This window comes from Duganella sp. Dugasp56 (assembly GCF_047304105.1).
GTDB lineage: Bacteria > Pseudomonadota > Gammaproteobacteria > Burkholderiales > Burkholderiaceae_D > Rugamonas > Rugamonas hordei.
Genome location: NZ_JBGLYQ010000010.1, coordinates 104,955 through 126,416, shown reverse-complemented (window position 1 = coordinate 126,416; position 21,462 = coordinate 104,955). Strand labels below are relative to the sequence as shown.

Annotated in this window: 19 protein-coding genes; 8 read left to right on the top strand and 11 right to left on the bottom strand. The window is 65.2% G+C overall.

Translation table 11 applies throughout. From position 1 onward, the window contains the following. Positions 1-16: 16 nt before the first annotated feature. On the bottom strand, positions 17-1,156 hold the full coding sequence (locus ACCD07_RS09280; protein ID WP_176655220.1) for an MFS transporter: 1,140 nt from the start codon (positions 1,154-1,156) through the stop codon (positions 17-19). A 111-nt stretch (positions 1,157-1,267) separates the two neighbouring features. Then, on the bottom strand, positions 1,268-2,251 hold the full coding sequence (locus ACCD07_RS09275) for an LLM class flavin-dependent oxidoreductase (RefSeq protein ID WP_176654922.1): 984 nt from the start codon (positions 2,249-2,251) through the stop codon (positions 1,268-1,270). Between the two features lie 297 nt (positions 2,252-2,548). Between ACCD07_RS09275 and ACCD07_RS09270 the strand changes: the two genes are divergently transcribed. Continuing rightward, positions 2,549-3,460, top strand: a complete 912-nt coding sequence (locus ACCD07_RS09270; RefSeq protein WP_353400426.1) for a TraB/GumN family protein — start codon at positions 2,549-2,551, stop codon at positions 3,458-3,460. Here ACCD07_RS09270 and ACCD07_RS09265 read toward each other — a convergent pair. The 3 genes from ACCD07_RS09265 to ACCD07_RS09255 form a co-directional block, all read right to left on the bottom strand. Next, entirely contained in the window at positions 3,454-3,984 is a 531-nt protein-coding gene (locus tag ACCD07_RS09265) for a hypothetical protein (RefSeq protein WP_413447157.1), read from the bottom strand. The genes ACCD07_RS09270 and ACCD07_RS09265 overlap by 7 nt on opposite strands. A gap of 357 nt (positions 3,985-4,341) precedes the next feature. Continuing rightward, positions 4,342-4,734 (bottom strand): VanZ family protein, encoded by a 393-nt coding sequence (locus ACCD07_RS09260; protein ID WP_413447156.1) that lies wholly within the window; start codon positions 4,732-4,734, stop codon positions 4,342-4,344. Between the two features lie 312 nt (positions 4,735-5,046). Further along, positions 5,047-5,808: an SDR family NAD(P)-dependent oxidoreductase gene (locus tag ACCD07_RS09255; RefSeq protein ID WP_176654926.1), complete on the bottom strand. Its 762-nt coding sequence runs from the start codon at positions 5,806-5,808 to the stop codon at positions 5,047-5,049. 107 nt (positions 5,809-5,915) lie between these two features. Here ACCD07_RS09255 and pyrF point away from each other — a divergent pair, with 107 nt between their 5' ends. After that, complete coding sequence (pyrF, locus tag ACCD07_RS09250; protein WP_176654927.1) at positions 5,916-6,740, top strand: orotidine-5'-phosphate decarboxylase; 825 nt, start codon at positions 5,916-5,918, stop codon at positions 6,738-6,740. Here the strand turns inward: pyrF and ACCD07_RS09245 are convergent, their stop codons facing one another. Beyond that, positions 6,741-7,664 carry a LysR family transcriptional regulator gene (locus ACCD07_RS09245; RefSeq protein ID WP_176654928.1) on the bottom strand — a complete coding sequence of 308 codons (924 nt, stop codon included), beginning with the start codon at positions 7,662-7,664 and terminating at the stop codon, positions 6,741-6,743. 128 nt (positions 7,665-7,792) lie between these two features. Here ACCD07_RS09245 and ACCD07_RS09240 point away from each other — a divergent pair, with 128 nt between their 5' ends. Genes ACCD07_RS09240 through ACCD07_RS09225 form a run of 4 tightly spaced genes read left to right on the top strand, consistent with a single transcriptional unit; the run spans position 7,793 to position 15,069 of the window. Continuing rightward, a complete protein-coding gene (locus ACCD07_RS09240; RefSeq protein ID WP_413447155.1) occupies positions 7,793-10,879 on the top strand; it encodes a TonB-dependent receptor domain-containing protein in 3,087 nt (1,028 codons plus the stop codon). 1 nt (position 10,880) lies between these two features. Then, positions 10,881-12,218 carry a hypothetical protein gene (locus ACCD07_RS09235; protein WP_413447154.1) on the top strand — a complete coding sequence of 446 codons (1,338 nt, stop codon included), beginning with the start codon at positions 10,881-10,883 and terminating at the stop codon, positions 12,216-12,218. After that, positions 12,218-13,765 (top strand): carboxylesterase/lipase family protein, encoded by a 1,548-nt coding sequence (locus ACCD07_RS09230; protein WP_413447153.1) that lies wholly within the window; start codon positions 12,218-12,220, stop codon positions 13,763-13,765. Before ACCD07_RS09235 ends, ACCD07_RS09230 begins: the two co-directional genes overlap by 1 nt. A gap of 38 nt (positions 13,766-13,803) precedes the next feature. Continuing rightward, positions 13,804-15,069: a cation:dicarboxylate symporter family transporter gene (locus tag ACCD07_RS09225; RefSeq protein WP_413447152.1), complete on the top strand. Its 1,266-nt coding sequence runs from the start codon at positions 13,804-13,806 to the stop codon at positions 15,067-15,069. Here ACCD07_RS09225 and sbcB read toward each other — a convergent pair. Further along, positions 15,031-16,473: an exodeoxyribonuclease I gene (gene sbcB, locus ACCD07_RS09220; protein ID WP_413447151.1), complete on the bottom strand. Its 1,443-nt coding sequence runs from the start codon at positions 16,471-16,473 to the stop codon at positions 15,031-15,033. The genes ACCD07_RS09225 and sbcB overlap by 39 nt on opposite strands. Before the next feature lie 76 nt (positions 16,474-16,549). Here sbcB and ACCD07_RS09215 point away from each other — a divergent pair, with 76 nt between their 5' ends. After that, entirely contained in the window at positions 16,550-17,128 is a 579-nt protein-coding gene (locus tag ACCD07_RS09215; protein WP_413447150.1) for a DUF5610 domain-containing protein, read from the top strand. On the opposite strand, the gene ACCD07_RS09210 is transcribed toward ACCD07_RS09215, so the two are convergent. Further along, positions 17,125-18,099 carry a GGDEF domain-containing protein gene (locus ACCD07_RS09210; protein ID WP_413447149.1) on the bottom strand — a complete coding sequence of 325 codons (975 nt, stop codon included), beginning with the start codon at positions 18,097-18,099 and terminating at the stop codon, positions 17,125-17,127. The genes ACCD07_RS09215 and ACCD07_RS09210 overlap by 4 nt on opposite strands. Positions 18,100-18,242: 143 nt before the next feature. Here ACCD07_RS09210 and ACCD07_RS09205 point away from each other — a divergent pair, with 143 nt between their 5' ends. Then, positions 18,243-19,022, top strand: a complete 780-nt coding sequence (locus ACCD07_RS09205; RefSeq protein WP_413447148.1) for a helical backbone metal receptor — start codon at positions 18,243-18,245, stop codon at positions 19,020-19,022. A 24-nt stretch (positions 19,023-19,046) separates the two neighbouring features. On the opposite strand, the gene ACCD07_RS09200 is transcribed toward ACCD07_RS09205, so the two are convergent. The 3 genes from ACCD07_RS09200 to ACCD07_RS09190 all read right to left on the bottom strand — a co-directional run bounded on the left by ACCD07_RS09200 (position 19,047) and on the right by ACCD07_RS09190 (position 21,398). Continuing rightward, complete coding sequence (locus ACCD07_RS09200; protein ID WP_176654937.1) at positions 19,047-19,415, bottom strand: HPF/RaiA family ribosome-associated protein; 369 nt, start codon at positions 19,413-19,415, stop codon at positions 19,047-19,049. Positions 19,416-19,485: 70 nt separating this feature from the next. After that, positions 19,486-20,151 carry a DUF1345 domain-containing protein gene (locus ACCD07_RS09195; protein ID WP_413447147.1) on the bottom strand — a complete coding sequence of 222 codons (666 nt, stop codon included), beginning with the start codon at positions 20,149-20,151 and terminating at the stop codon, positions 19,486-19,488. Further along, positions 20,148-21,398, bottom strand: coding sequence for an MFS transporter (locus tag ACCD07_RS09190; protein WP_176654939.1), 1,251 nt, complete (start codon positions 21,396-21,398; stop codon positions 20,148-20,150). Before ACCD07_RS09190 ends, ACCD07_RS09195 begins: the two co-directional genes overlap by 4 nt. Positions 21,399-21,462 lie beyond the last annotated feature (64 nt).

The window sequence follows — 21,462 nt, the reverse complement described above, 5'->3', positions numbered from 1 at the left end:
GACCCCGGATTACGGATTATTCGGTGGCGAAGATGCACAGGGCGGTCAATGGGAAGGCGAGGCCGGTCCACAGCACGCCGGTCCAGCCGTGGGCGGCGAACATCCAGCCGCCCAGCGACGATCCCAGCGCGCCGCCCATGAAGAACAGCGCCATGTACAGGCCGTTCAGCCGGCTGCGGATTTCCGGCGGCAAGGCGAAGATCGCCCGCTGGCCCGTCACCAGATTGGCGGAGACGCCCATGTCCAATATGATCGAGGTCAGCACCAGCACCCCCAGGTCGACCAGGCGCGTCGAATGGATCAGCAGCGGCAGCGCGAAGGCGATGGCGCCCAAGGTCAGCGCGGCGGCCGTCGTCGAGCGGCTCTTGCCCTGGTCGGCGCGGCGGCCGGCGATCGGCGAGGCAATCGCGCCCGCCACGCCCACCAGCGCGAAGATCGCCACGCCCGACTGGCTCAGGTGGAAGTAGGGGCCGGTCAGCTCCAGCGAGACGCAGGTCCAGAACAGGCTGAAGGCGCCGAACATGCAGGCCTGGTAGGCGGCGCGGCGGCGCAGTATCGGCGTGGTCTTGAGCAGCTGCCACATCGAACCCAGCAGCGCGAAGTAGTGCAGGCCGGAATCCGGCTGGCGTTGCGGCAGCCTGGCGCGCAGCAAGAACGCCAAGGCGGTGGTGGTGAGCGCGGAGATGACGAAGATCGCATGCCAGCTCAGCGCATCGGCCACCAGGCTAGCCACCGGACGCGCCAGCATGATGCCCATCAGCAGGCCGCTCATCACCTTGCCCACCGTCTGGCCGCGCTTTTCCGGACGCGACATGTGGGCGGCAAACGGCACCACGATCTGCGCCGCCACCGAGCCCAGGCCGATGCAGAACGCGGCCAGCAGGAACAGGGCGGCGCTGCTGGTGAACGAGGCCGCCAGCAGGGCCACCGCGGTGGTCAGCAGGGCGATGAAGATCAGGCGGCGGTTTTCCAGCAGGTCGCCCAGCGGCACGATGAACAGCAGTCCGAGGCAGTAGCCGATTTGCGTCAGCGTGACGATCAGGCCGGCCGCGCCGGGGTCGAGGCCGGTGGCGCGGCTGATCGGGCCGATCAGCGTTTGCGCATAATACAGATTGGCGACGATCAGGCCGGTCGCGGTGGCGAACAGCCAGACCATGCCGGAGGAGATGTCTTGCTGGGCGTGGGACTGGCTCACTGGGCGCTCCTTCAATTTGCAGGCCGTAATTTTACCGGCGATAACAAATTGCTGCTGAGCGCAGGTATTTTCTTACGACTGCCGCACTTCGGCGGTGATTTCGTAGGAGCGCAGCCGCTGCGCATGGTCGAAGATCTGCGAGGTGATCATCAGCTCGTCGGCGCCGGTGCGCTCGATGAATTCGCGCAGCTGGCGGCCGACCGTCTCCGGCGCGCCGATGGCGGCGCAGGACAGCACCGTGTCCAGCATGGCCCGCTCCTGCGGCCCCAGCGATTGCAGATAGCCGGCCTTGGGCGGCGGCAGCTGCGACGGTTTGCCGGTGCGCAGGTTGACGAAGGCTTGCTGCATCGACGTCGCGCGGAAGTGGGCTTCCTCGTCCGTGTCGGCCGCGAAGACGTTGAAGCCCAACATCACATACGGCTTGTCCAGCTGCGCCGACGGCTTGAAGTTGCTGCGGTAGAGCGACACCGCCTGCATCATCATCTGCGGCGCGAAGTGCGAGGCGAAGGCGAACGGCAGGCCGAGGTGCGCAGCCAGTTGCGCGCCGAAGGTGCTTGATCCCAGTATCCACAGCGGCACCTTGGCGCCTTTGCCGGGCACGGCCAGCACGCGCTGGCGCGGCGTGTCGGACATGTAATCTTGTAGTTCCAGCACGTCCTGCGGGAAGGCGTCGGCGTCGGTTTCCAGCGTGCGGCGCAAGGCGCGGGCGGTGGTCTGGTCCGAGCCGGGCGCGCGGCCCAGGCCGAGGTCGATGCGGCCCGGATGCAGCGCTTCCAGCGTGCCGAACTGTTCGGCGATCACCAGCGGCGAGTGATTCGGCAGCATGATGCCGCCGGCGCCGACGCGGATGGTCGAGGTGCCGCCGGCCACGTGCGCCATGACGACGGCGGTGGCGGCGCTGGCGATGCCGGGCATGCCGTGGTGCTCGGCCAGCCAGTAGCGCTGGTAGCCCCAGCGTTCGCCGTGCTGCGCCAGGTCCAGCGTGTTGCGGAACGATGCGGAAGGATTGCTGCCTTCGGCGATCGGGGAAAGGTCGAGTATGGAAAATGGGATCATGGGCGGTATGTCGGGCCGGTACGACATTTATCAATGAAACCCATGGCAAGAATGTGGGTATGACATCAGTTAAAGTATTAAAGCGCTAATAACTTGATCTTTTAATAGTTATTTTATTGGCGGCCTGATATTTAAATGTGTTGCTTTTGCCGATATTTTCATCGGCCTTTAAAAAGATATTTTCTTTGGCGTTTTCCTGATTTACTATTGGAAACAGTAACCCAAGCCGCGTTACCAATCCCTTATTCAATGTAAATATTATCTCGATGGCATTCCGTGCCCTCGCGGGGAAAACTCATGCCGTCGAAAATTGCCATTTTATTTAGCGTGTTGATTGGTGTATGCCAGGCGGCGTTCGGCGCCGGCCTGACCGAGATGGCGCCGGCCGCGCATCGCGGCCAGCTGTACCGGGTCACGCACGACGGCAAGACCAGCTATCTGTTTGGGACCATTCATGTCGGCAGGGACGGCGTTGACCCGCTGGACCCGGTGGTGACGCGCGCCTTGCTCGATTCCAAGGCGCTGGTGATCGAACTCGACATCCGCGAGGCCGCGCCATTCCAGCTGGCGCTGGCCCGCCATGGCCGCTACGCCGACGGCGATACGGTGCAAAATCATCTGAGCCCGGCCACGCTGCGGCTGACGGTGCAGGCGCTGGCTCAAGCCGGGCTGTCGCTGCAATCGGTTCAGCAATACAAGCCGTGGCTGATCGCCAACCTGCTGATCGGCGCGGAAATGGAAGTCCACGGCTACCAGCGCAGCCAGGCGGTGGAGTATGCCTTGCTGGCGGCGGCGCAAAAGCAGGATAAAACCGTGCGCCAGCTGGAAAGCGCCGATTACCAGCTGAGCCTGTTCGACACGCTGGACGAACGCCAGCAGGAGCAGTACCTGCTCGAAAACCTGGCCGACCTGGCCGACGGCGCCTCGCTGAAGAAATCCACCGCCCTGATCGACGCCTGGAGCGCCGCGGACGCCCCGGGCATCCACGCGGCGTGGCAGTCCGCCACCAGCGGCGACACGATCTCGGCCGGCTTCATGAATCGCGTGCTGCTAGGCAAGCGCAATCCCGAGATGGCCAGCAATATCGAGCGCATCATGCAGCAGGACCAGGTCGCGTTTGTCGGCGTCGGCCTGCTGCACCTGGTGGGCGACGACGGCCTGCCGCAACTGCTGAAGCGACGCGGCTACCAGGTCGAACAACTCTACTGATAGCTGCTCAGCATGCCGTTGTTGTAGCGGACGCGGTCGCCGATCTTGTACGAGGGCATGGAGTCGACCACCACCATCTGGCTGGTGCCGTCGTCCATGCGCACGGTGACGCGGTAGACCTTATCGGTCGGCAAGCCGGCGCTGCCGCCCGCCGCCGCCGCGCCCACGGCGCCGACGCCCACATCCTGACGCTGCATCTGGTCGATGGCCTGCACCACGCCGTACGAGGTTTGCGCCGAGCTGGAGGTGCTGGTGCCGGACTGCGCGCCGCTGCCATAGCTGCTGCCGGTGGACGCGGTGCCGCTGCCGGCCATGCTCGGGCTGCTGCCGGAGGTGCCGGAGGTGCCGGTGGCGCCGGAGCCGGTGGTGTTGGCCATGCTGCCGCTGCTGCTGGTGCTGCCGCTGCTGGATGGATAACTGCTGCTGGACATGCCGCTGTCGCTACTGCTGCTACTGCGATCCGCCGCACAGCCGGCCACGGCCAGCATGCACAGTGCGGCGATGGCTTTTTGGGTCATATTCATCTTCATAGTTCCTCCCCCGTTCGATTAATCAAAATGGCTCCCCATTTGAGTCAGAGGGCGGCGCCGCCGTTTTGTTCCCGCTCTACGGACGGCCAATTGATGTACATCAATTGAAAGTTGCTAGTCGCAAGCAATAATTGTCGGGTATCACTTTATAGGACATCGATATGTTGACACACGTGACAGATACTATTATCGAAGAGTTAATTAATGCAACCTGCGGCACGCCCCGCAGCCGGCACTTGTTGGCGCATTCATTGCATGAATTGGTACGTGTGGCCAAGGCCGAGCAGTTGCAGCAGATGCGTTTGGATGTCGAGCTGGCCTTGTGTGCGTCCGCGGACTGCACAGGCGATATCAGCGCGACGGCTGGATGCGGAAGCGGGTCCACAGGGCCCACATAAAGGCGGCCGTCAGCGCGGCGGCGTTGCAATCGACCAGCCAGTCGGACACGGCGCCATGGCGGTACGGGAAGAAACTCTGCACGTATTCGTCGAGCGCACCCATCAGGGCGATGGTCAGTACCGCCTTGCCGGCCCGTTGCGCCAGGCTGCCTGTGCCGCCGGTGAACAGCAGGAAGGTCAGGCCGGCGTAGGCGACCGAATGCAGGATCAGGCCAGGAGCGACCTGGGCGATGTCCTGGCGGGCGCCGGGCAGGGAGCCCAGCACCAGTATCATCAGGTACAGGACGATCGCGGTCCAGTAGCGTAGTCGTGCGTGGGAATTCGTCAGGATGAATTGCTTGATCATGAACCAGACAATACCATGCAGCGGAAGAAAGCGGGAGTGGTGCACCGGGACCCCGGTGCACCTTTCTTCAGTCATGCCTATCGGTTGCATGTACTCAAGATGTAATCAGTATATGGAGCGAATATGACGCGGCTATGACAGTGGACAAAAAAATGGGCAAAAAAAAAGCCCGCTGGTGAAAGCGGGCTTAAAACTATTTTCTTGGAGGAGAATAGTGGAGACAGGTGTAATTATGCCGTCGTGATAGATATGTGTCTAATTGTCGTTTCAGATACCAGACATCAGCAATGCGCATAACTGCCCCGCAAGCCTTTATTTAACTGGCACCGTGTAGTTCAAGGCGAGGCGTCCGCCGTCCACATAAAGTGTTTGGCCGGTCATGTAGCTGGCGTCGTCGCTGGCCAGGAAGGCGGCGATGGACGCCACTTCTTCCGGTTCGCCGCAGCGGCCCATCGGCGTGCGCGACAGGATGGTGTGGCGCGCTTCCGGGCTGGCCATCACCGCCTGCTTGGCCAGTTCGGTCAGGATCGTGCCGGGGCCGATGCCGTTGACGCGGATGCCGTGCGACACCAGATTCAGCGACATGACCTTGGTCAGCTGGTTGATCGCGCCCTTCGACACCACGTACGGCACCTGGTTCGGGATCGCCAGCTCGGCGTTGACGCTGGACATATTGATGATGCAGCCGCTCTGCTGCTTGACCATCTGGCGCGCCACGGCCTGGCCGCACAGGAACATGGACTTCAGGTTGATGCGCAGCACGCGGTCGAAATCGTCCTCGGTCAGGTCGAGGAAATCGGCGGCGTGGGTGACGCCGGCGTTATTGATCAGGATGTCGATGCGGCCGAACTCGGCGATGGTGGCGGCCACCAGCGCGTCGACGTCGGCCTTCTGACTCACATCGGCGGCGAAAAAGCGCGCTTGTTCGCCCAACGTGGCGGCGGCGGATGCGCCTTCCGGCTTGATGTCGACCAGCATGACCTTGGCGCCCTCGGCCACCAGGCGCTGGGCGCAGGCCAGGCCTATGCCCTGGGTGGCGCCGGTCACGATCGCGACTTTTTGGGATAATTTCATGGAATACGCTTTCTATGGAGAGAGGGCAAATTTTAACAGCCCGATGCGAACCGCCCGATGCCGGCGCGGTACAATAGAGGGTTTGCAACAAAATAGAAGGGTGCGTCGTGACTTTCATCAACAAATTATCCGCCGCCTGGACGGCCAACGACTCCCTGCTGTGCGTGGGCCTGGATCCGGACATGGCCAGGCTGCCGGCGCAATTCCAGAACGATGCGCAAGGCATCTACCACTTCTGCCGCGAAATCATCGACGCGACGGCCGACCTGGCCTGTTCGTTCAAGCCGCAGATCGCCTACTTCGCGGCGCTGGGCGCGGAAGACCAGCTGGAAAAAATCTGCCACTACGTGCGCGACAACTACCCGCACATCCCGCTGATCATGGACGCCAAGCGCGGCGACATCGGCGCCACCGCGCGTCAGTACGCGCGCGAAGCCTACGACCGCTACGGCGCCGATGCCGTCACCGTCAATCCTTACATGGGCTCGGACTCGGTGGAGCCGTACATGGAGTGGAGCGACCGCGGCGTCATCATCCTGTGCCGCACCTCGAACCCCGGCGGCTCGGACCTGCAGTTCCTCAACGTCGACGGCAAGCCGCTGTACCAGCACGTGGCGCGCCTGGTGGCGGAAAAATGGAACGGCAACGGCCAGTGCGCGCTGGTGGTCGGTGCCACCTTCCCGGAAGAACTGGCGCAGGTGCGGGCCATCGTCGGCGACATGCCGCTGCTGGTGCCCGGCATCGGCGCGCAGGGTGGCGATATCGCCGCCACGGTCAAGTCGGGCAAGACGTCCGCCGGCACCGGCATGATGATCAACTCGTCGCGCGCGATCCTGTACGCGGCACCGCAGGGCAGCAGCGAGGACTTTGCCGCAGCCGCCCGCCGCGTTGCTGAGGAAACCCGCAACGCCATCAACCTGCACCGGGCTTAGTCAGTCGTACTTCAGCCGCACTTCCGCCAACCGCTCGGCCTCGGCCAGGAAATTGACCAGGGTCGGCGGCGGGTCGGCGGCGCGGCAGGCCAGCGTCAGCGGCGCTGCCAGGCCGCCGTCGGCGATCCTGCAGTAGACCACGCTGCCTTCGTGGAAGCCGCGCATCGATGCCGGCACCGCCGACACGCCGGTTCCCGCCGCCACCAGGCTGATATTGGTCAGCATGCGGTCCACCTCGACCGCGATCTTCGGCGTGAAGCCGGCCCGCACGCAGGCCGCCACCAGATCCGCATACATGCCCGGCGCACCGCCGCGCCGCACCAGCACGAACTGTTCGTCCCGCAATGCCGACAAGGCGATGCGCGGCATGCCGCGTCCGCCATGGCCGCTCAGCGCGGCATGGCCGGTGGGCAGCACCAGCAGCATTTCCTCTTCCAGCAGCGTATGAAAGACGATGCCGTCCGGCCGGCTGACCGGCTGGCGTAAAAAAGCCACGTTCAGCGTGCCGGCGGTCAGCGCCTCGGTCAGCTCGGCGGCGTTGCCTTCGCGGCAGTCCAGCCGCACCGCCGGCCAGGCTGCGCGGTAGGCGCGCATCAGGCGCGGAATCATCGCATGCGCCGCCGCCGAGCTGGTGAAGCCCACCGACAGATGGCCTTCGGCGCCGCTGGCCGCCCGCGCCGCCCGCGCCGAACCTTCGCTGACGCTGGACAGGATGGCGCGCGCCTCCTGTAGGAAGGCGACCCCGCCGGGCGTCAGCGCCGCGCCTTTCGGGTGGCGCCGGAACAACGGAAATCCCAATTCTTCCTCCAGCGCGCGAATTTGCTGGCTCAGCGGCGGCTGCTGGATCTGCAGGCGTTCGGCCGCGCGCGTGAAATGCTCTTCCTCTGCGACGGCGATGAAATAGCGCAAATGCCTGAGCTCCAAGAGGACTCCATATTTATTAAGTATCGAACATGCGAAGTTAAGATATTTTACATCAGGATGACCGCCGTCTAGGATGGCTTCGCTGCGCTACAGACGCGGCGTACAACAAAAAAATATTGGAGATAGCAATGACGTATCAGAAAAAACGCAGGCAACTGCTGTGGGGAGTCGCACTATGCTCGGCTGCGGTGTCCACGCAGGCGCAGCAAACACCCAATGCACCGGCCAAGCCGGCCGAGGAAATGACCAAGGTCACCGTGGTCGGCACCAGCATCAAGGGCGCCCGCATCAGCACCGCGCTGCCGGTCGCCGTGATCACCGCCGATGAGATCGCCGCCACCGGCGCGGTCGACGGCGACGACCTGCTGCGCCAGGTGCCGCAGGTGGGCGACGTGTTTTTCAATCCGACCAACCAGGCGCAGACCAGCAACACCGCGCGCGGCGACGTCAGCTCGATCGACCTGCGCGGCGCCGGCCTCGGCGATACCCTGGTGCTGTTGAACGGCCGCCGCCTGGTCACGCACCCGACCAGCAACGGCAACAACACCGTGCCGCTGATCACCTACAACTCCAGCGCGATTCCCGCGTCCGGCATCCAGAGCCTGGAGATCCTGCTCGACGGCGCCGGCGCGATCTACGGCTCGGACGCGGTGGCCGGCGTGGTCAACACCGTCATGAAAACCGATTTCAACGGACTGACCGTCAGCAGCCAGTACGGCCACGCCGAAGGCACCAGCCGCTCGGAAACCAATACCAATATTTTCGGCGGCAAGAATTTCGCCGATGGCCGGGGCAACCTGTCGATGTCGTTGAGCGTGCTCAACCGCAGCCACCAGAACCCCAGCGATATGCCGTTCACCGCCGACCAGGACAAGCGCGCGCTGTTTGTGGGCACGCCGTGGGCGGGCAACGGCACGGCGGACGGACGCGGCAACCAAAGCTCATGGATGAACGGTTCGGTGTTCAACGGCAGCGGTCCGGTGACGTCGGCGATCAAGCAGGGCACGACGTCGCTGACCACGGCGGCCGGCGCCTTCCACATCCAGCCGAACAATATCGCCGGTTGCGTCACGCAGCTGGGCAATAACCTGTGCCTGGGCACGACCGGCAATGCGCAGGGCACGACCGGCGCCGGCAACATCCTCAAGTACAACAACGCGGCCAACGATGCGATCACCGTGTCGCCGGCGATCCAGCGCCAGAACATGTTCCTCAGCGGCCACTACGACCTGGACGACGTCACCACCGTCTACGGCGAGCTGGGCGTCTACCACGCCACCGCGCAGACCCTGACCACGCAGCCGACCAGCCTGGTGCCGGTCGGCGTGCCGGCGTCGAACTATTACAACCCGTTCGGCCCGGTCAAATTTGCCGACGGCACGACCAATCCGAACCGCCTGCCCAACCTGAGCAACGTGCCGGCCTCGGGCCTGCCGCTGACCTTCACCAATTACCGCTTCAACGACTTCGGCCCCGACCGCGTCGATGTCGAGAACTACCAGTACCGCTACCTGATCGCGCTGAAAGGCACCAAGGCCGGCTTCGACTACGACACCGGCCTGCTGTACTCGGTCGCCACCGCCACCGACATCTCGGACGGCGTCGATTCGAATGCGCTGTACAAGCAGCTGGCGCTGTCCACGCCGGACGCCTACAACCCCTTCAACGGCAGCTGCATCAACGGCGCCGGCGGCGGCGACTGCACGCCCAGCTCCAAGGCCGCGCTGGACGCCACCCGCATCCGCGTCAAGCGCGCCGACCGCACCGGCCTGCTGCTGGCGGATTTGAAACTGTCCCGCCGCGACCTGTTCAGCCTGCCGGCCGGCGATGTCGGCGTGGCCTTAGGCTTCGAAGCGCGGCGCGAAACGCAGGAAGATAACCGCGATCCGCACGTCAACGGCTCGATCCCGTTCTTCGACGCCGTCACCGGCCTGACGCAGCCGTCCAGCGCGACCGGCGTCAACGTCACGCCGTCGTCCAAGGGCAGCCGCGTGGTGGGCGGCACGTTTGTCGAGTTCGCCGTGCCGGCGATCTCGCAGCAGATGCACGTGCCGCTGGTGCAGGCGCTCAATTTCCAGGTGGCCGGCCGCTATGAGCACTACAGCGATTTCGGCAGCGTCTCCAAGCCGAAGGTGGCGCTGTCGTGGGACGTCAACGACAGCGTGCGCTTCCGCGCTTCATACTCGCAAGGCTTCAAGGCGCCCAACCTGGAAACCACGGCCGACTACACCTACGGCCGCGCCAGCAGCGTGACCGACTACTTCAAGTGCGAGGCCGACATCCGCGCCGGCCGCCTGACCAACTTCAGCAACTGCTCGCGGGTGCCGGGTGTGCGCTACTTCATCTCCGGCAATCCGAAACTGGGTCCGGAAACATCGACCACGTCGAACGTCGGCCTGGTGTTGCAGCCGGCCTTTATTCCCGCCTCGCTGGGCCGCTTCACCATGACGGTGGACCGCTGGCGCATCGACCAGGTGGGCATCGTCGGCACGCTGGGCCTGAGCAATGTGTCGGCGGCCGATTACCTGAGCCGCGTCACCGGCGGCGCTGGCGATCCGCGCATCATCCGCGCCGCGCCGAACGCCGACGATGTGGCCGCCTTCGCCGGCACCGGCCTTACGCCGGTCGGCAACATCACCGACGTCAAGGACACCTTCCTGAACCTGCAGCCGCAACACATCAGCGGCTACGACGTGACGCTGAACTGGCGCAAGCGCACGGCCATGCTGGGCAACTTCGACGGCAACCTGAACATCGGCTACACCGACAAGTTCACCAAGTCGCCGCTGAGCGGCATCAGCGACCTGATCGCCGCGCGCGCCGCCGGCCAGCTGAACGCGGCACTGCCTTTGAGCGACCTGGAGAACAACCAGCTGCGCAACTACGGCCATCCGGAAGTGAAGGTCGCCGCCAACCTGACGTGGAAGCTGCGCGAGTGGCAGGTCGGGCTGTCGGGCAATTACATCAGCGCCGTCTACGACACCAACTTCCTCACGCCGGCCGGCCAGGCCTGGCGCGAAGGCGGCGAGACGCTGTGGAACGGCTATGTGCAATACAAGCTGCCGATGGACAAATGGCTGCAGGAAGCCCGCGTCAAGCTGGGCGCGCGCAACCTGTTCGACAAGCTGCCGCCGCTGGCGCAGGGCGGCTATAACGGCGGTCTGTACAACCCGTACGGCCGCTACCTCTATCTCAACCTGAGCGCGACTTTCTGACATGAAGCCTATTTCCCTCCCCATCTGGCTAGCCGCCGTGCCGGCGTTCCTCGCCGCCGGCACGGCCCAGGCGCAGCATCCGCAAAGCTGTCCGCGCGAAATGCCGGCGCAGACGCGCTGCTATACCGGCCAGGACGCAAATGGGGCTTTTTATCTGACCGCCATTCCGCAGGCGTGGAACGGCACGCTGGTGGTGCACAGCCACGGCGGACCCAGCCTGAAGCCGCCGTCGCCGTCGGAGCCGGTGTCGGACCTGCAGCGCTTCGCGGTGATGGTGCAGGAGGGGTACGCATGGACCGGGTCCAGCTATCGCCACGCCGGCTACGGCGTGCGCGACGCGGCCGAGGATACCGACCATGCGCGGGCCTTGTTCTGGAAACAGTTCGGGCGGCCGAAACGCACGCTGCTGCATGGGCAGTCGTGGGGCGGCAATGTGGCGGCCAAGACCGCCGAGCTGTTCGGCCGCGACGCCGACGGCAAGCCGGTCTACGATGGCGTGATCCTGACCAGCGGCCTGTTGTCCGGCGGTTCGCTGGCGTATGACTTCCGCGCGGATCTGCGGGCGCTGGTCCAGTACTATTGCCGCAACCTGCCGTTGCCGGACGAGCCTGCATATCCGCTGTGGCAGGGGCTGGCTGCGCAGAATCCGTTGAGCAGCAAGGAAGTGGCGGCGCGGCTGGACAGTTGCACGGGCCTGTCGAATCCGGCGGCGCAGCGCACGCCGGAGCAGCAGCGCATCCTGCGCAACCTGCTGGCGGTGACGCGCATACCGGAGCGGACGCTGGGCGCGCACCTGAACTGGGCCACGGCCACGTTCCGCGACCTGACGCTGCGCCAGTTCAAGGGGCTGAACCCGTTCAGCAATATGGGCGTGGTGTATCGCGGTTCGGACGACGACGCGGCGCTCAACCGCGACGTGCCGCGCTTTGCCGCCTCGCCGGAAGGCGTGCGCGCGCTGGCCGAGGACAGCGACCTGACCGGTAAGCTGATCGTGCCGACGCTGACCATGCATGCGATCGACGATCCGACCGTGTTTGTCGAGGCGGAGACGGTGTTCCGGCAGGCGGTGGCGGCGGCCGGCGCGTCGCCGCTGCTGGTGCAGAGCTTCACGGACGAGCACGAGCACAGCAAGCTGGCCACGCCGCAGTACGCCGCATTGCTGCGTGCGATGATGGATTGGATCGAGCAGGGCAAGCGGCCCGATCCCATGCAGTTGCTGGCGCGCTGCGAGGCGGCCAAGGCGGCCTATGGCGAAGGCTGCCATTTTGTGCCGTCCTATGTGCCGCCGCCGTTCGATACGCGCACTTATCCCCGTATCAAGCCTGCCGTGGCGCAGTGATGTCGTGGTGGAGCTTGCGGGGCGGCGCGCGGATCGCGGCTGTGCTGCTGGCGCTGGCCGGCGCTGCGCCGGTTGCCACGGCGCAGTCCAACGGACCGCTGGCGCGATTGCCGCAAGGGCTGGCGGAAGGCGTACGGCAGGGCGCGGTCGAGCGGTTTGCCGGCCTGCCATACGGCGCGGCGGAGCGCTGGACGGCACCGCTGGCCGCCGAGCCATGGCTGTTCCGGCTGGCGGCGCAGGCCTTGCCGCCGCGTTGTCCGCAGAGCGCGGTGGGGCTGGCGGCAGGCACGGAGCGCGAGGATTGCCTGTACTTGAACGTCTACCGCCCCGCTGCGGCGTCGAAGCGGCCACGTGCCGTGCTGGTCTACGTGCACGGCGGCGGCGCGACGGGCGGCTCGGCCAATGATCACGACGGTTCGGCGTTGGCGGAGCAGGGCGACATCGTCGTCGTCACCGTCAACTATCGCCTGGGCGCGCTGGGGTTCTTTAACGGCGGCAACTACGCCTTGCAGGATGTGCTGCTGGCGTTGCAGTGGGTGCGGCGCTCGATCGCGGGCCTGGGCGGCGATCCGCAGCGCGTCACGCTGGCCGGCGAATCGGCCGGTGGCACGGTGATCTGCCCGCTGCTGGCGGCGTCGCAGGCGCGGGGCCTGTTCCGCGCCGCCATCATTTCCAGCGACGATTGCCTGCACGATGTGGACACCGCCGCCGAGGCCAGGCAGCGCGCCGAAGCGTTGGCGCGTCGCCTCGGCTGCGATGGCATCGACATGGCTTGCATGCGCCGCGCTACGCCGCTGCAACTGGTGCAGGCCGGCGGCGGCGCGGCCCCCGCCATAGGTCGGCCGGGTTTGCTGCCGGACTACGCCGTCGCGCAAATCTCCCGCCACCATTGGGCGCGCGTGCCGCTGCTGCTCGGCGCGAATCGCGACGAGGGCCGCATGGCCGGTCCCGGTTTCTTCCGCTACGATGAACAGCGCTACCGGGACTGGCTCGCCGCCTTGCTGCCGCCGGCGCAGCGGGTCGCGGTCGGCAACGCCTACCGCGACGACCACGCCGGCGATCCGCTCGAATACGCGTACAAGATCAGCGCCATCCTGACCGACAGCGGCATGCGCGGTCTCGGCGGCTGCACCATGCTGCCGCTGGCGCAGGCCGCGGCGCAGGATGCGCCGGTTTATTTCTACCAGTTCGAGGATGGCCAGGCGCCATACGGCGAACCGGGCGCCTTCCAGTTCGGCGCCGCGCACGCCGCCGAGCTGCCCTACCTGTGGCCGGGCGGCGCCTTCGTTCACGCCGAAAGAATGAGCGAGGCGCAGCGCCGGCTGTCGGCGCAGATGATCGCGCATTGGGCCGCCTTTGTCCGCAACGGCACGCCGGACGTGGACGGCCAGCCCGCATGGCCGTCGCTGCAACAGCAGCAGAGCTTCCGCGCCTTCCGCCAGGGCGCCAGCGTGCAGTTGCCGCTGGAAGAATATGCGGCTCAGCATCGTTGTAGTTTCTGGCGGCAACTCCCTGTTATCATGGACCGTGGCGACTCCCGGCCATGAGTTACTGGAGCCCCCGGAGTCATTTTTTTTACGCGAACATGGAAGCGATTCCAGAGCGTGCGCCGATGAGCAAGCCCGTGTTGTACTACCCGTCGATGCAGATCCTGTGCGCCATCGCCATCGGCATGACGCTGGGTTATTGCGCGCCCGAAGAGGCGCAGCTGCTGCGTCCGCTGGGCACGTGGTTTGTCGATGCGATCCGGCTGCTGGTGGGGCCGGTGATCTTTTGCACCGTGGCGGCCGGCATCGCCTCGTTGCGCGATCTGCGCCAGCTTGGCCGCCTGGGCTTGCGCTTGCTGGTCTACTTTGAAGTCTGCACCTTGCTGGCGCTGATGGCCGGCATGGTGGGCGCATGGTTGCTGGAACCTGGCGTCGGCGTGCATCTGCCGGCCATGCATGCCGCTGCGGTCGCGCCGGCACTGTCGCATGGCGGCGCCATCATGGCCACGCTGCGCGATTGCATTGCGCAAAACAGCACCATGCAATTACTGCTGGGCGGGATCGTCTGCGGCAGCGTGCTGGCCTGGCAGGGCGAGCGCAGCGCGCGCATCGGGCGGGCATTGGAAACCGGTGGTCGCTGGCTGTTCGCCGCCGTCAACCTGGTGCTGAAGGCGGCACCGCTGGCCGCGCTGGGCGCGGTCGCTTACGCGGTCGGCCATTACGGGCTGCTGTCGATGACGCCGCTGCTCAAGCTGATCGGCGCGATCTACCTGACCACCTTTGCTTTCGTCGTCATCGTGCTGGGCGCCGTGGCGCGCTGGTGCGGCTTCAGCCTGTGGCGCTATCTGCTGTGGATAGGCGACGAGTTGATACTGGTGCTGGGCACGGCATCGTCGATGGCGGCGATGCCGAGGCTGATCACCCGGCTGGAGGAAGCCGGCTGCGCGCCGGCGGTGACGCGCGTTGCCGTGCCGGCCAGCTATTCCTTCAACCTGAATGGCAGCAGCATTTACCTGACGCTGGCGCTGGTGTTCCTGGCGCAGGCGGGGCAGGTGGAGCTGAGCCTGGCGCAGTATGGCACGGTGCTGCTGGTGGCGATGGTGACGTCGAAGGCGTCGAGCGGCATCGCCGGCTCGGCTTTCGTCACGCTGGGCGCGACGCTGGCGGCCGTGCCGGCGATTTCCGCCGAGGGCCTGGTGCTGATCGTCAGCATCGAACGCCTGCTGAAATGCCGCCCGATCGCCAACCTGATCGGCAACGGCATCGCCTGCCTGGCGGTGGCGACCTGGATGGGCGAGGTCGACGCCGCCAAGCTGCGCGACAGCCTAGTGGGCGGGCGCCACCATCTCAACGTAGTCGTATAGCTCGGCCAGGATCTGCTCGGCGCGCTCGTCGGCATCCTGTTGCAGGTGGTCGATCTCGCCGAAGAACTGGTCGATGCTGCGGGCGCCGCCGGCGCCGTCGTAGAAGCGGGCCGCGCGGTGCTGCTCCCAGTGCTCCATCTCGCCTTCCGACAAGGTCTCGGGGAAGTTGCGCGCGCGGTAGCGGAACAGCAATTCCAGCAGGCGCGGATCGCTGAACGACGGCGATGCCGTCGCCAGCCTGGCCGGGGTCTCCTTGCGCAGGGAATCGAGCAGCCGGCGGTCTTCCTTGCCGACGAAGCCGTTGTACAAATCCTCGTCCACGTCCAGCTCCTCACCCGCCGGGCGGTGGAACACCTGCTCCCACTCGATATCCATGTTGCGGCCGGCGGCGGCCAGCGCGGCGTAGGCCTTGCCTTGCTCCAGGTCGATGCCCCACTTGGCGGCCATGGCCGGCGACAGCGTCTTCAGGTTGGCGACCAGCATCGGCGACTTGTTCAGGTGGATGCTCTTGACCGGAAGGCGGGTCACGCCCTCGGGCAGCGCGTCGCTGCGGCTGAAGATGCGGGTGCGGATGGTGTCGGCGTCCAGCGTGAACAGCTCGCTCGGGTCGTAGGTGCAGTCCCAGACGATGATTTCGTTCTTGTTGGTCGGATGCGTGGCCAGCGGATACACCAGCGCGATGCAGCCGCGCTCGGCCGGGAACATGCCCGACACGTGCAGGAACGGCGCGCGCAGGTTGGGCGCCAGGTGCATGCCGATCTCGTCGGCCACGCGGTCTTTCTTGTGCAGGGCCAGGCAGAAATCAAACAGCTTCGGCTGCTTCTGCTTGATCAGCCGCGCCAGCGCGATGGTGGCCCGCACGTCGGACAGCGCGTCGTGCGCCGCTTCGTGCAGCAGGCCGTTGGCCTTGGCCAGGTGCTCCAGCTTGAAGCTGGGCTTGCCGTCTTCGCGCAGCGGCCATTCGATGCCTTCCGGCCGCAGCGCGTAGGTCATGCGCACCACGTCCAGCAGATCCCAGCGGCCGCACTGGTTTTGCCATTCGCGCGCATACGGGTCGATCAGGTTGCGCCAGAACATGAAGCGGGTGATCTCGTCGTCGAAACGGATGGTGTTGTAGCCGACGCCGATGGTGCCCGGCTTGGAAAACGCCTGCTCGATGGTGGCGGCGAACTTGTGCTCGGGCACGCCCCATTCCAGGCATTGCTGCGGCGTGATGCCGGTGATCAGGCAGGATTGCGGATCCGGCAGGAAATCATTGGCAGGCTTGCAATACAACATGATGGGATCGCCCACCTCGTTCAGGTCGGCGTCCGTGCGGATCGCGGCGAATTGCGCCGGGCGGTCGCGGCGGGCCTGGGCGCCAAAAGTCTCGTAGTCGTGCCAGAGGAAAGTCTGTGTTGTCATAGGGCGCAGTCAGGGGGGCTACAGTTATTCGTAAATCTGCCGATAATTCCAAGGTAATGCAACCAGGAGCAATATCATGGCGACACCAGTATCGGCAACATCGGGCGGCGCGGCAGGCACATCCTCCGCGCCGGTCCAGGCCAAGGACGACAGCAACATGTCGGTCGCCGCCAAGGCCAAGGCGCAGCTAAATGTGTCTATCGTACAAGCTTCCTTGACGGTATCGTTAAATTCTTCCAACGATCCGTTGTCGGTGGTGCTGAAAACGGCGCTGACCGGCATCAACGAAGCGCTCAAGGGCGACTACGGCGACAACGCCATCCAGAACGCCGTGTCGCAGGATAATACGCCGGAAGGCACCGCGAGCCGCATTGTATCGCTGTCGACGGCGTTTTATGAAGCGTACAAGCAGCAAAATCCCGGGCAGGACGAGGAAACGACGCTGAACAACTTCGTCAATACCTTGAAAAAGGGCGTGGACCAGGGTTTCAAGGAGGCGCGCGACGTGCTGCAGGGCTTGAAGGTATTGAACGGCGATATCGCCAGCAATATCGACAAGACCTACGACCTGGTGCAGCAGGGCTATTCGGACTTTATCGCGGCGCACACGGCCAAGCCGGCCGATACCGCCACCGCCGACGCCAAGCCCGCCTAAGCCGTTCCGGCCACGCGGTTGCGGCCCAGTTCCTTGGCGCGGTACAGCGCCGCGTCGGCCACCGCGATCAGCGCCTGCTCGTCCTGCTCCGGCTGCAGCGTGGCCACGCCGAACGATGCGGTGATGTGCGGCAGCGGCAGGCGCATGTCGGCAAAGATGATTGCCTGCTGCATGCGTTCGCACAACCGTTCGGCCACCGCCAGCGCGACCTTGTCGCTGGTGTCGGGCAGCAGCACCATCATTTCCTCGCCACCGTAGCGCACCGCGAAATCGGTGGGCCGCAACGCGCCGCTCAGCACCGACGCGGCCGCCCGCAAGGCCTGGTCGCCGGCCAGGTGGCCGTGGCTGTCGTTGAATTTCTTGAAGTGGTCGAGGTCGATCATGATCAGCGCCAGCGGCGCGTGCGAACCGTGGGCGGTGGCGATCATCGTCGGCAGCAGGTCGTTGAGCCAGGCGCGGTTGTACAGCCCGGTCAGGCCGTCGATCATCGACAACTGGCGGTAGAACTCGCCCAGCTTCTGGCGCCGGCGCAGCTGCGCGTTGGCTGCACGGATGCGGAAGGACAGCAGCCGCAGCAGGTTGCGCGCCAGCACATTCGATTCATCGATCAGCTGCCACACCAGGTCGGCCTCGATCACCAGCACATCGCTTTGCTCCAGCGCCGTGATGCTCGACAGATTGGCTTCCTCGTCCAGCACCGACTGCTCGCCCACGCTCTCGCCCGGCAGGATCTTGCTGACGGTGCCGTCGGCCATTCCGGTGCGGGTGTCGGTGGCGACCGACAGCGCGCCGCTGAGCACGATGTACAGCCGCGCGTGCTTGGCCTCGGTCACCGCCTGGCCGGCCTCGAGCCGCATGACCGGGCAGTTGGCCAGCAGCTTGGCGATGGCGGCGTCGTCGTTCGAATTGCGCAACAGGTGCAAGTCGCCGATCTGGTGGCTGGAGTTGCCGAATGTGCAGATTTGTTTCAAAGTCGTCTTTCAGGATGCTGGTAAGCAAGCACAGTAATCATAGCTGAACTGTCCGGGACAAAGTGTAAATTTCACCCACGTAGTTGTTGCGTGATGTATCCGTCAATGCTTCAATACCGGCATTGCAATCACAGGGAACCACCATGGCTTATACCGACGCGCTCGGTACCGTGCATCAGGCCGATCCGCAGGCGCGCATCGTTTCGCTGGTGCCGTCGATCACCGAATTGCTGTGCGATCTCGGGTTGGCCGCGCAGGTGGTCGGGCGCACCGGCTTCTGCATTCATCCGCATGACGTGGTGCAGGGCATCCCCAAGGTCGGCGGCACCAAGGATGTGAATATCGACAAGATCCGCAAGCTGGCGCCGACGCACCTGGTGGTGAACATCGATGAGAACGAGAAACCGACCGTCGACCTGCTGGCGGAATTCGTTCCGCACATCGTGGTTACCCATCCGCTGCGCCCGCGCGACAACCTGGAACTGGCGCGGCTGATGGGCGGCGTGTTTTGCCGCGAGCGCCAGGCGGCCGAGTGGTGCGCTGCGTTCGAAGCGGAATATGCGTTGTTGCAGGCAACGCCGAAGGGGCAGCCGCAGACCATGTTGTACTGCATCTGGCAGGATCCGTGGATGAGCATTTCCGAGGATACGTATATCGCGCGCATGCTGGAGGAAATCGGCTGGCGCGTGCCGCCGCTGGGTGAGGTGCGTTATCCGGAATTCCGCTGGTCGGCGGAGCTGATCGCCGGCATCGACGGCGTGCTGCTGTCGAGCGAACCGTACCGCTTTACCGAGGCGCATGCGGACGCGCTGGAAAAACAGATCGGCAAGCCGGTGCTGCTGGTCGATGGGGAAATGATGTCGTGGTATGGCAGCCGGTCGCTGCAGGGACTGAAGTATTTGCGGGAGCTGGCGCGGCGTTAGGCGCCGGCTCCCGCCCTTTCAAGCTTATGCGTCGTCGTCGGCCACCTCGGCCGGCACGGCGTCGTTGGCATGACGCTTGTCCTTGTCATGCAGACGGCCCAGCGCGCTGTCGATGGCGCGCTTGAGTTTGTCGGCGGAACCGCCGATGGCCTGGTGCAAGGTGGCGGCGTGATCGCTGACGGCGATCGGCTGGTATCCGGTAACGCGGGCTTCCATCAGGCAGCGATTGTCGCCGTCGGCCGATTTCTGGCCCAGGTTGTCGCTCAAATGGACTTCGACGCGGGTGATTTGCTCGCCGAAGCGGTGGAGGGCATTGCTCACGACAGTCTGTACATGTTCATCGAGACCGGCATGGCGGTCGATAGTCTTGTCGGCATTGATATTGATTTGCATACGCTTGCTCCTTGTTGTTTGAACTGCAGATCAATATTACTCCTTTTCGACTTAGGTTCCCGTTAAGTAGTTAACCATTGATGAGCGAGGCGGCAATATTGATCGACAGGCCGAGGATCGCCAGGTTGTAGAAGAAGCACAGCACCGACTGCCCCAGCACCGCCTGCCGCATGCCACGGCTGTGCACGCTGACGTCGGAGGTTTGCACCGCGACCGAGATCGTGAACGAGAAATACAGGAAGTCCCAGTAGTTCGGCGTCAGGTCGCGGTCGGGGAATTGCAGCGGCTTTTCGTCGCCTTCCTCCATGTAGTACAGGTGCGCGTAGTGCGAGCAGAACATGGTGCCGACCATGAACCACGAGCCGGTCAAGGTCAGCACCACGAAGCCGTAGTGGTAGGCCATGTCGGCCGGCGGCAGCTCTTTCAGCGTCGACAGTTGCGAGATGATGGCGGCCAGGCTGATCATCACCGCCACCGACAGCGTGGCCAGGATCACCGGCCCCTTTTCGTCCTGGCGGCAGGCGGCGCGTTTGATGTCGTGGTGGTCGGCGCGCATCATCATCCAGCCCATCATCGCCAGATAGGACCAGACGCCGATGTTCCAGGCGGTCAGCAGGCGCGTCACCAGCGGCCAGTCCTGCGGCAGCAGCGGGCCCACCACGGCGCCCAGCGCGATCGCCAGGCTCAGGTGGGGGCGGCTGTGGATGATGCCGGGCAGCGGCAGGCTTAGCTTCATTTCTTTTCCTCGTGCGGGAAACGATCCATTCTCGACAGTACCGGAAACAGCACCGCCCAGGCGCCCGTGACCGCCAGGGTGGCGGCGCCGCCGAACAGCACGGCGCGCGTCAGGCCCATCCAGCCGGCGGTCAGGCCGGACTCGAATTCGCCCAGTTCGTTGGAGGCGCCGATGAACACCGAGTTGACGGCCGACACGCGGCCGCGGATGGCGTCCGGCGTTTCATACTGCACCAGCAGGTGCCGCACGTAGACGCTGATCATGTCGCCGGCGCCCATCAGGAACAAGGCCGTCAGCGCGACGAGGAAGCTGGTGGTGGCGCCCAGCACCAGCGTGCCGACGCCGAACACGGCCACGCCGCCCAGCATCCACAGGCCGACGCGGCGCGTGAGCGGGAAGAAGGCCAGCACGATCGAGCACAGCGCGGCGCCGGCGCCCGGCGCGGTGCGCAGCATGCCCAGGCCGGACGGGCCGATGTGCAGCACGTCGTGCGCCAGCGCCGGCAGCAGCGCGGTGGCGCCGCCGAACAGCACGGCGAACAGGTCCAGCGAAATGGCGCCCAGCACCACCGGCCGGGACCAGACGAAGCGCAGTCCTTCCAGCACCGTGTGCCAGGTGGCCGGCTCGCGGTTGCTCGGCTGCTTGACCGATTTGACCAGGCACATCAGCACCACCGACGCCACCAGCAAGGTCGAGGAAATCATATACACCGTTTTCGGCCCGGCCAGGTAGAACAGCCCGCCCAGGGTGGGGCCGAGGATCACGGCGACGTGGAAGCTCGACGAGCTCAGCGCTACGGCCTTGCTGAAGCTTTCCTGCGGCACCAGGTTGACCAGGATGGCTTGCGTGGCCGGCCCCATGAAGGCGCGCGCGCTGCCGAACAGCACCAGCACGGCAAACACCGGCCACACGGCGGTCAGCCCGGCGACGGTGAAGGCCAGCAGGGTGAGGCCGCACAGCAGCTGGGCGCCAAGCGCGATGGCGATCAGGTTGCGGCGGTCGTAGCGGTCGGCGGCGTGGCCGGCGATCAGGATCAGCAGCAGGAAGGGCGCGAACTGCGCCAGGCCGATCAGGCCGAGATCGAACAGGTTGTGCGTCATCGCATAGACCTGCCAGCCGATGGCGACGTTTTGCATCTGGACGGCGAGGGTGCCGAGGGTGCGGGCGGAAAGGTAGAAGGCGAAGTTACGGTGGCGCAGGACGCTGAAGCCGTTGGCGGGGGGAGCGGAGGCGATGCTGTCGGACATTTGAGCTTTCAGGGAGCAGAGCCTCGGGACTCTGCATCCCTGTCTGCTCCCGGTTGGGTGGATG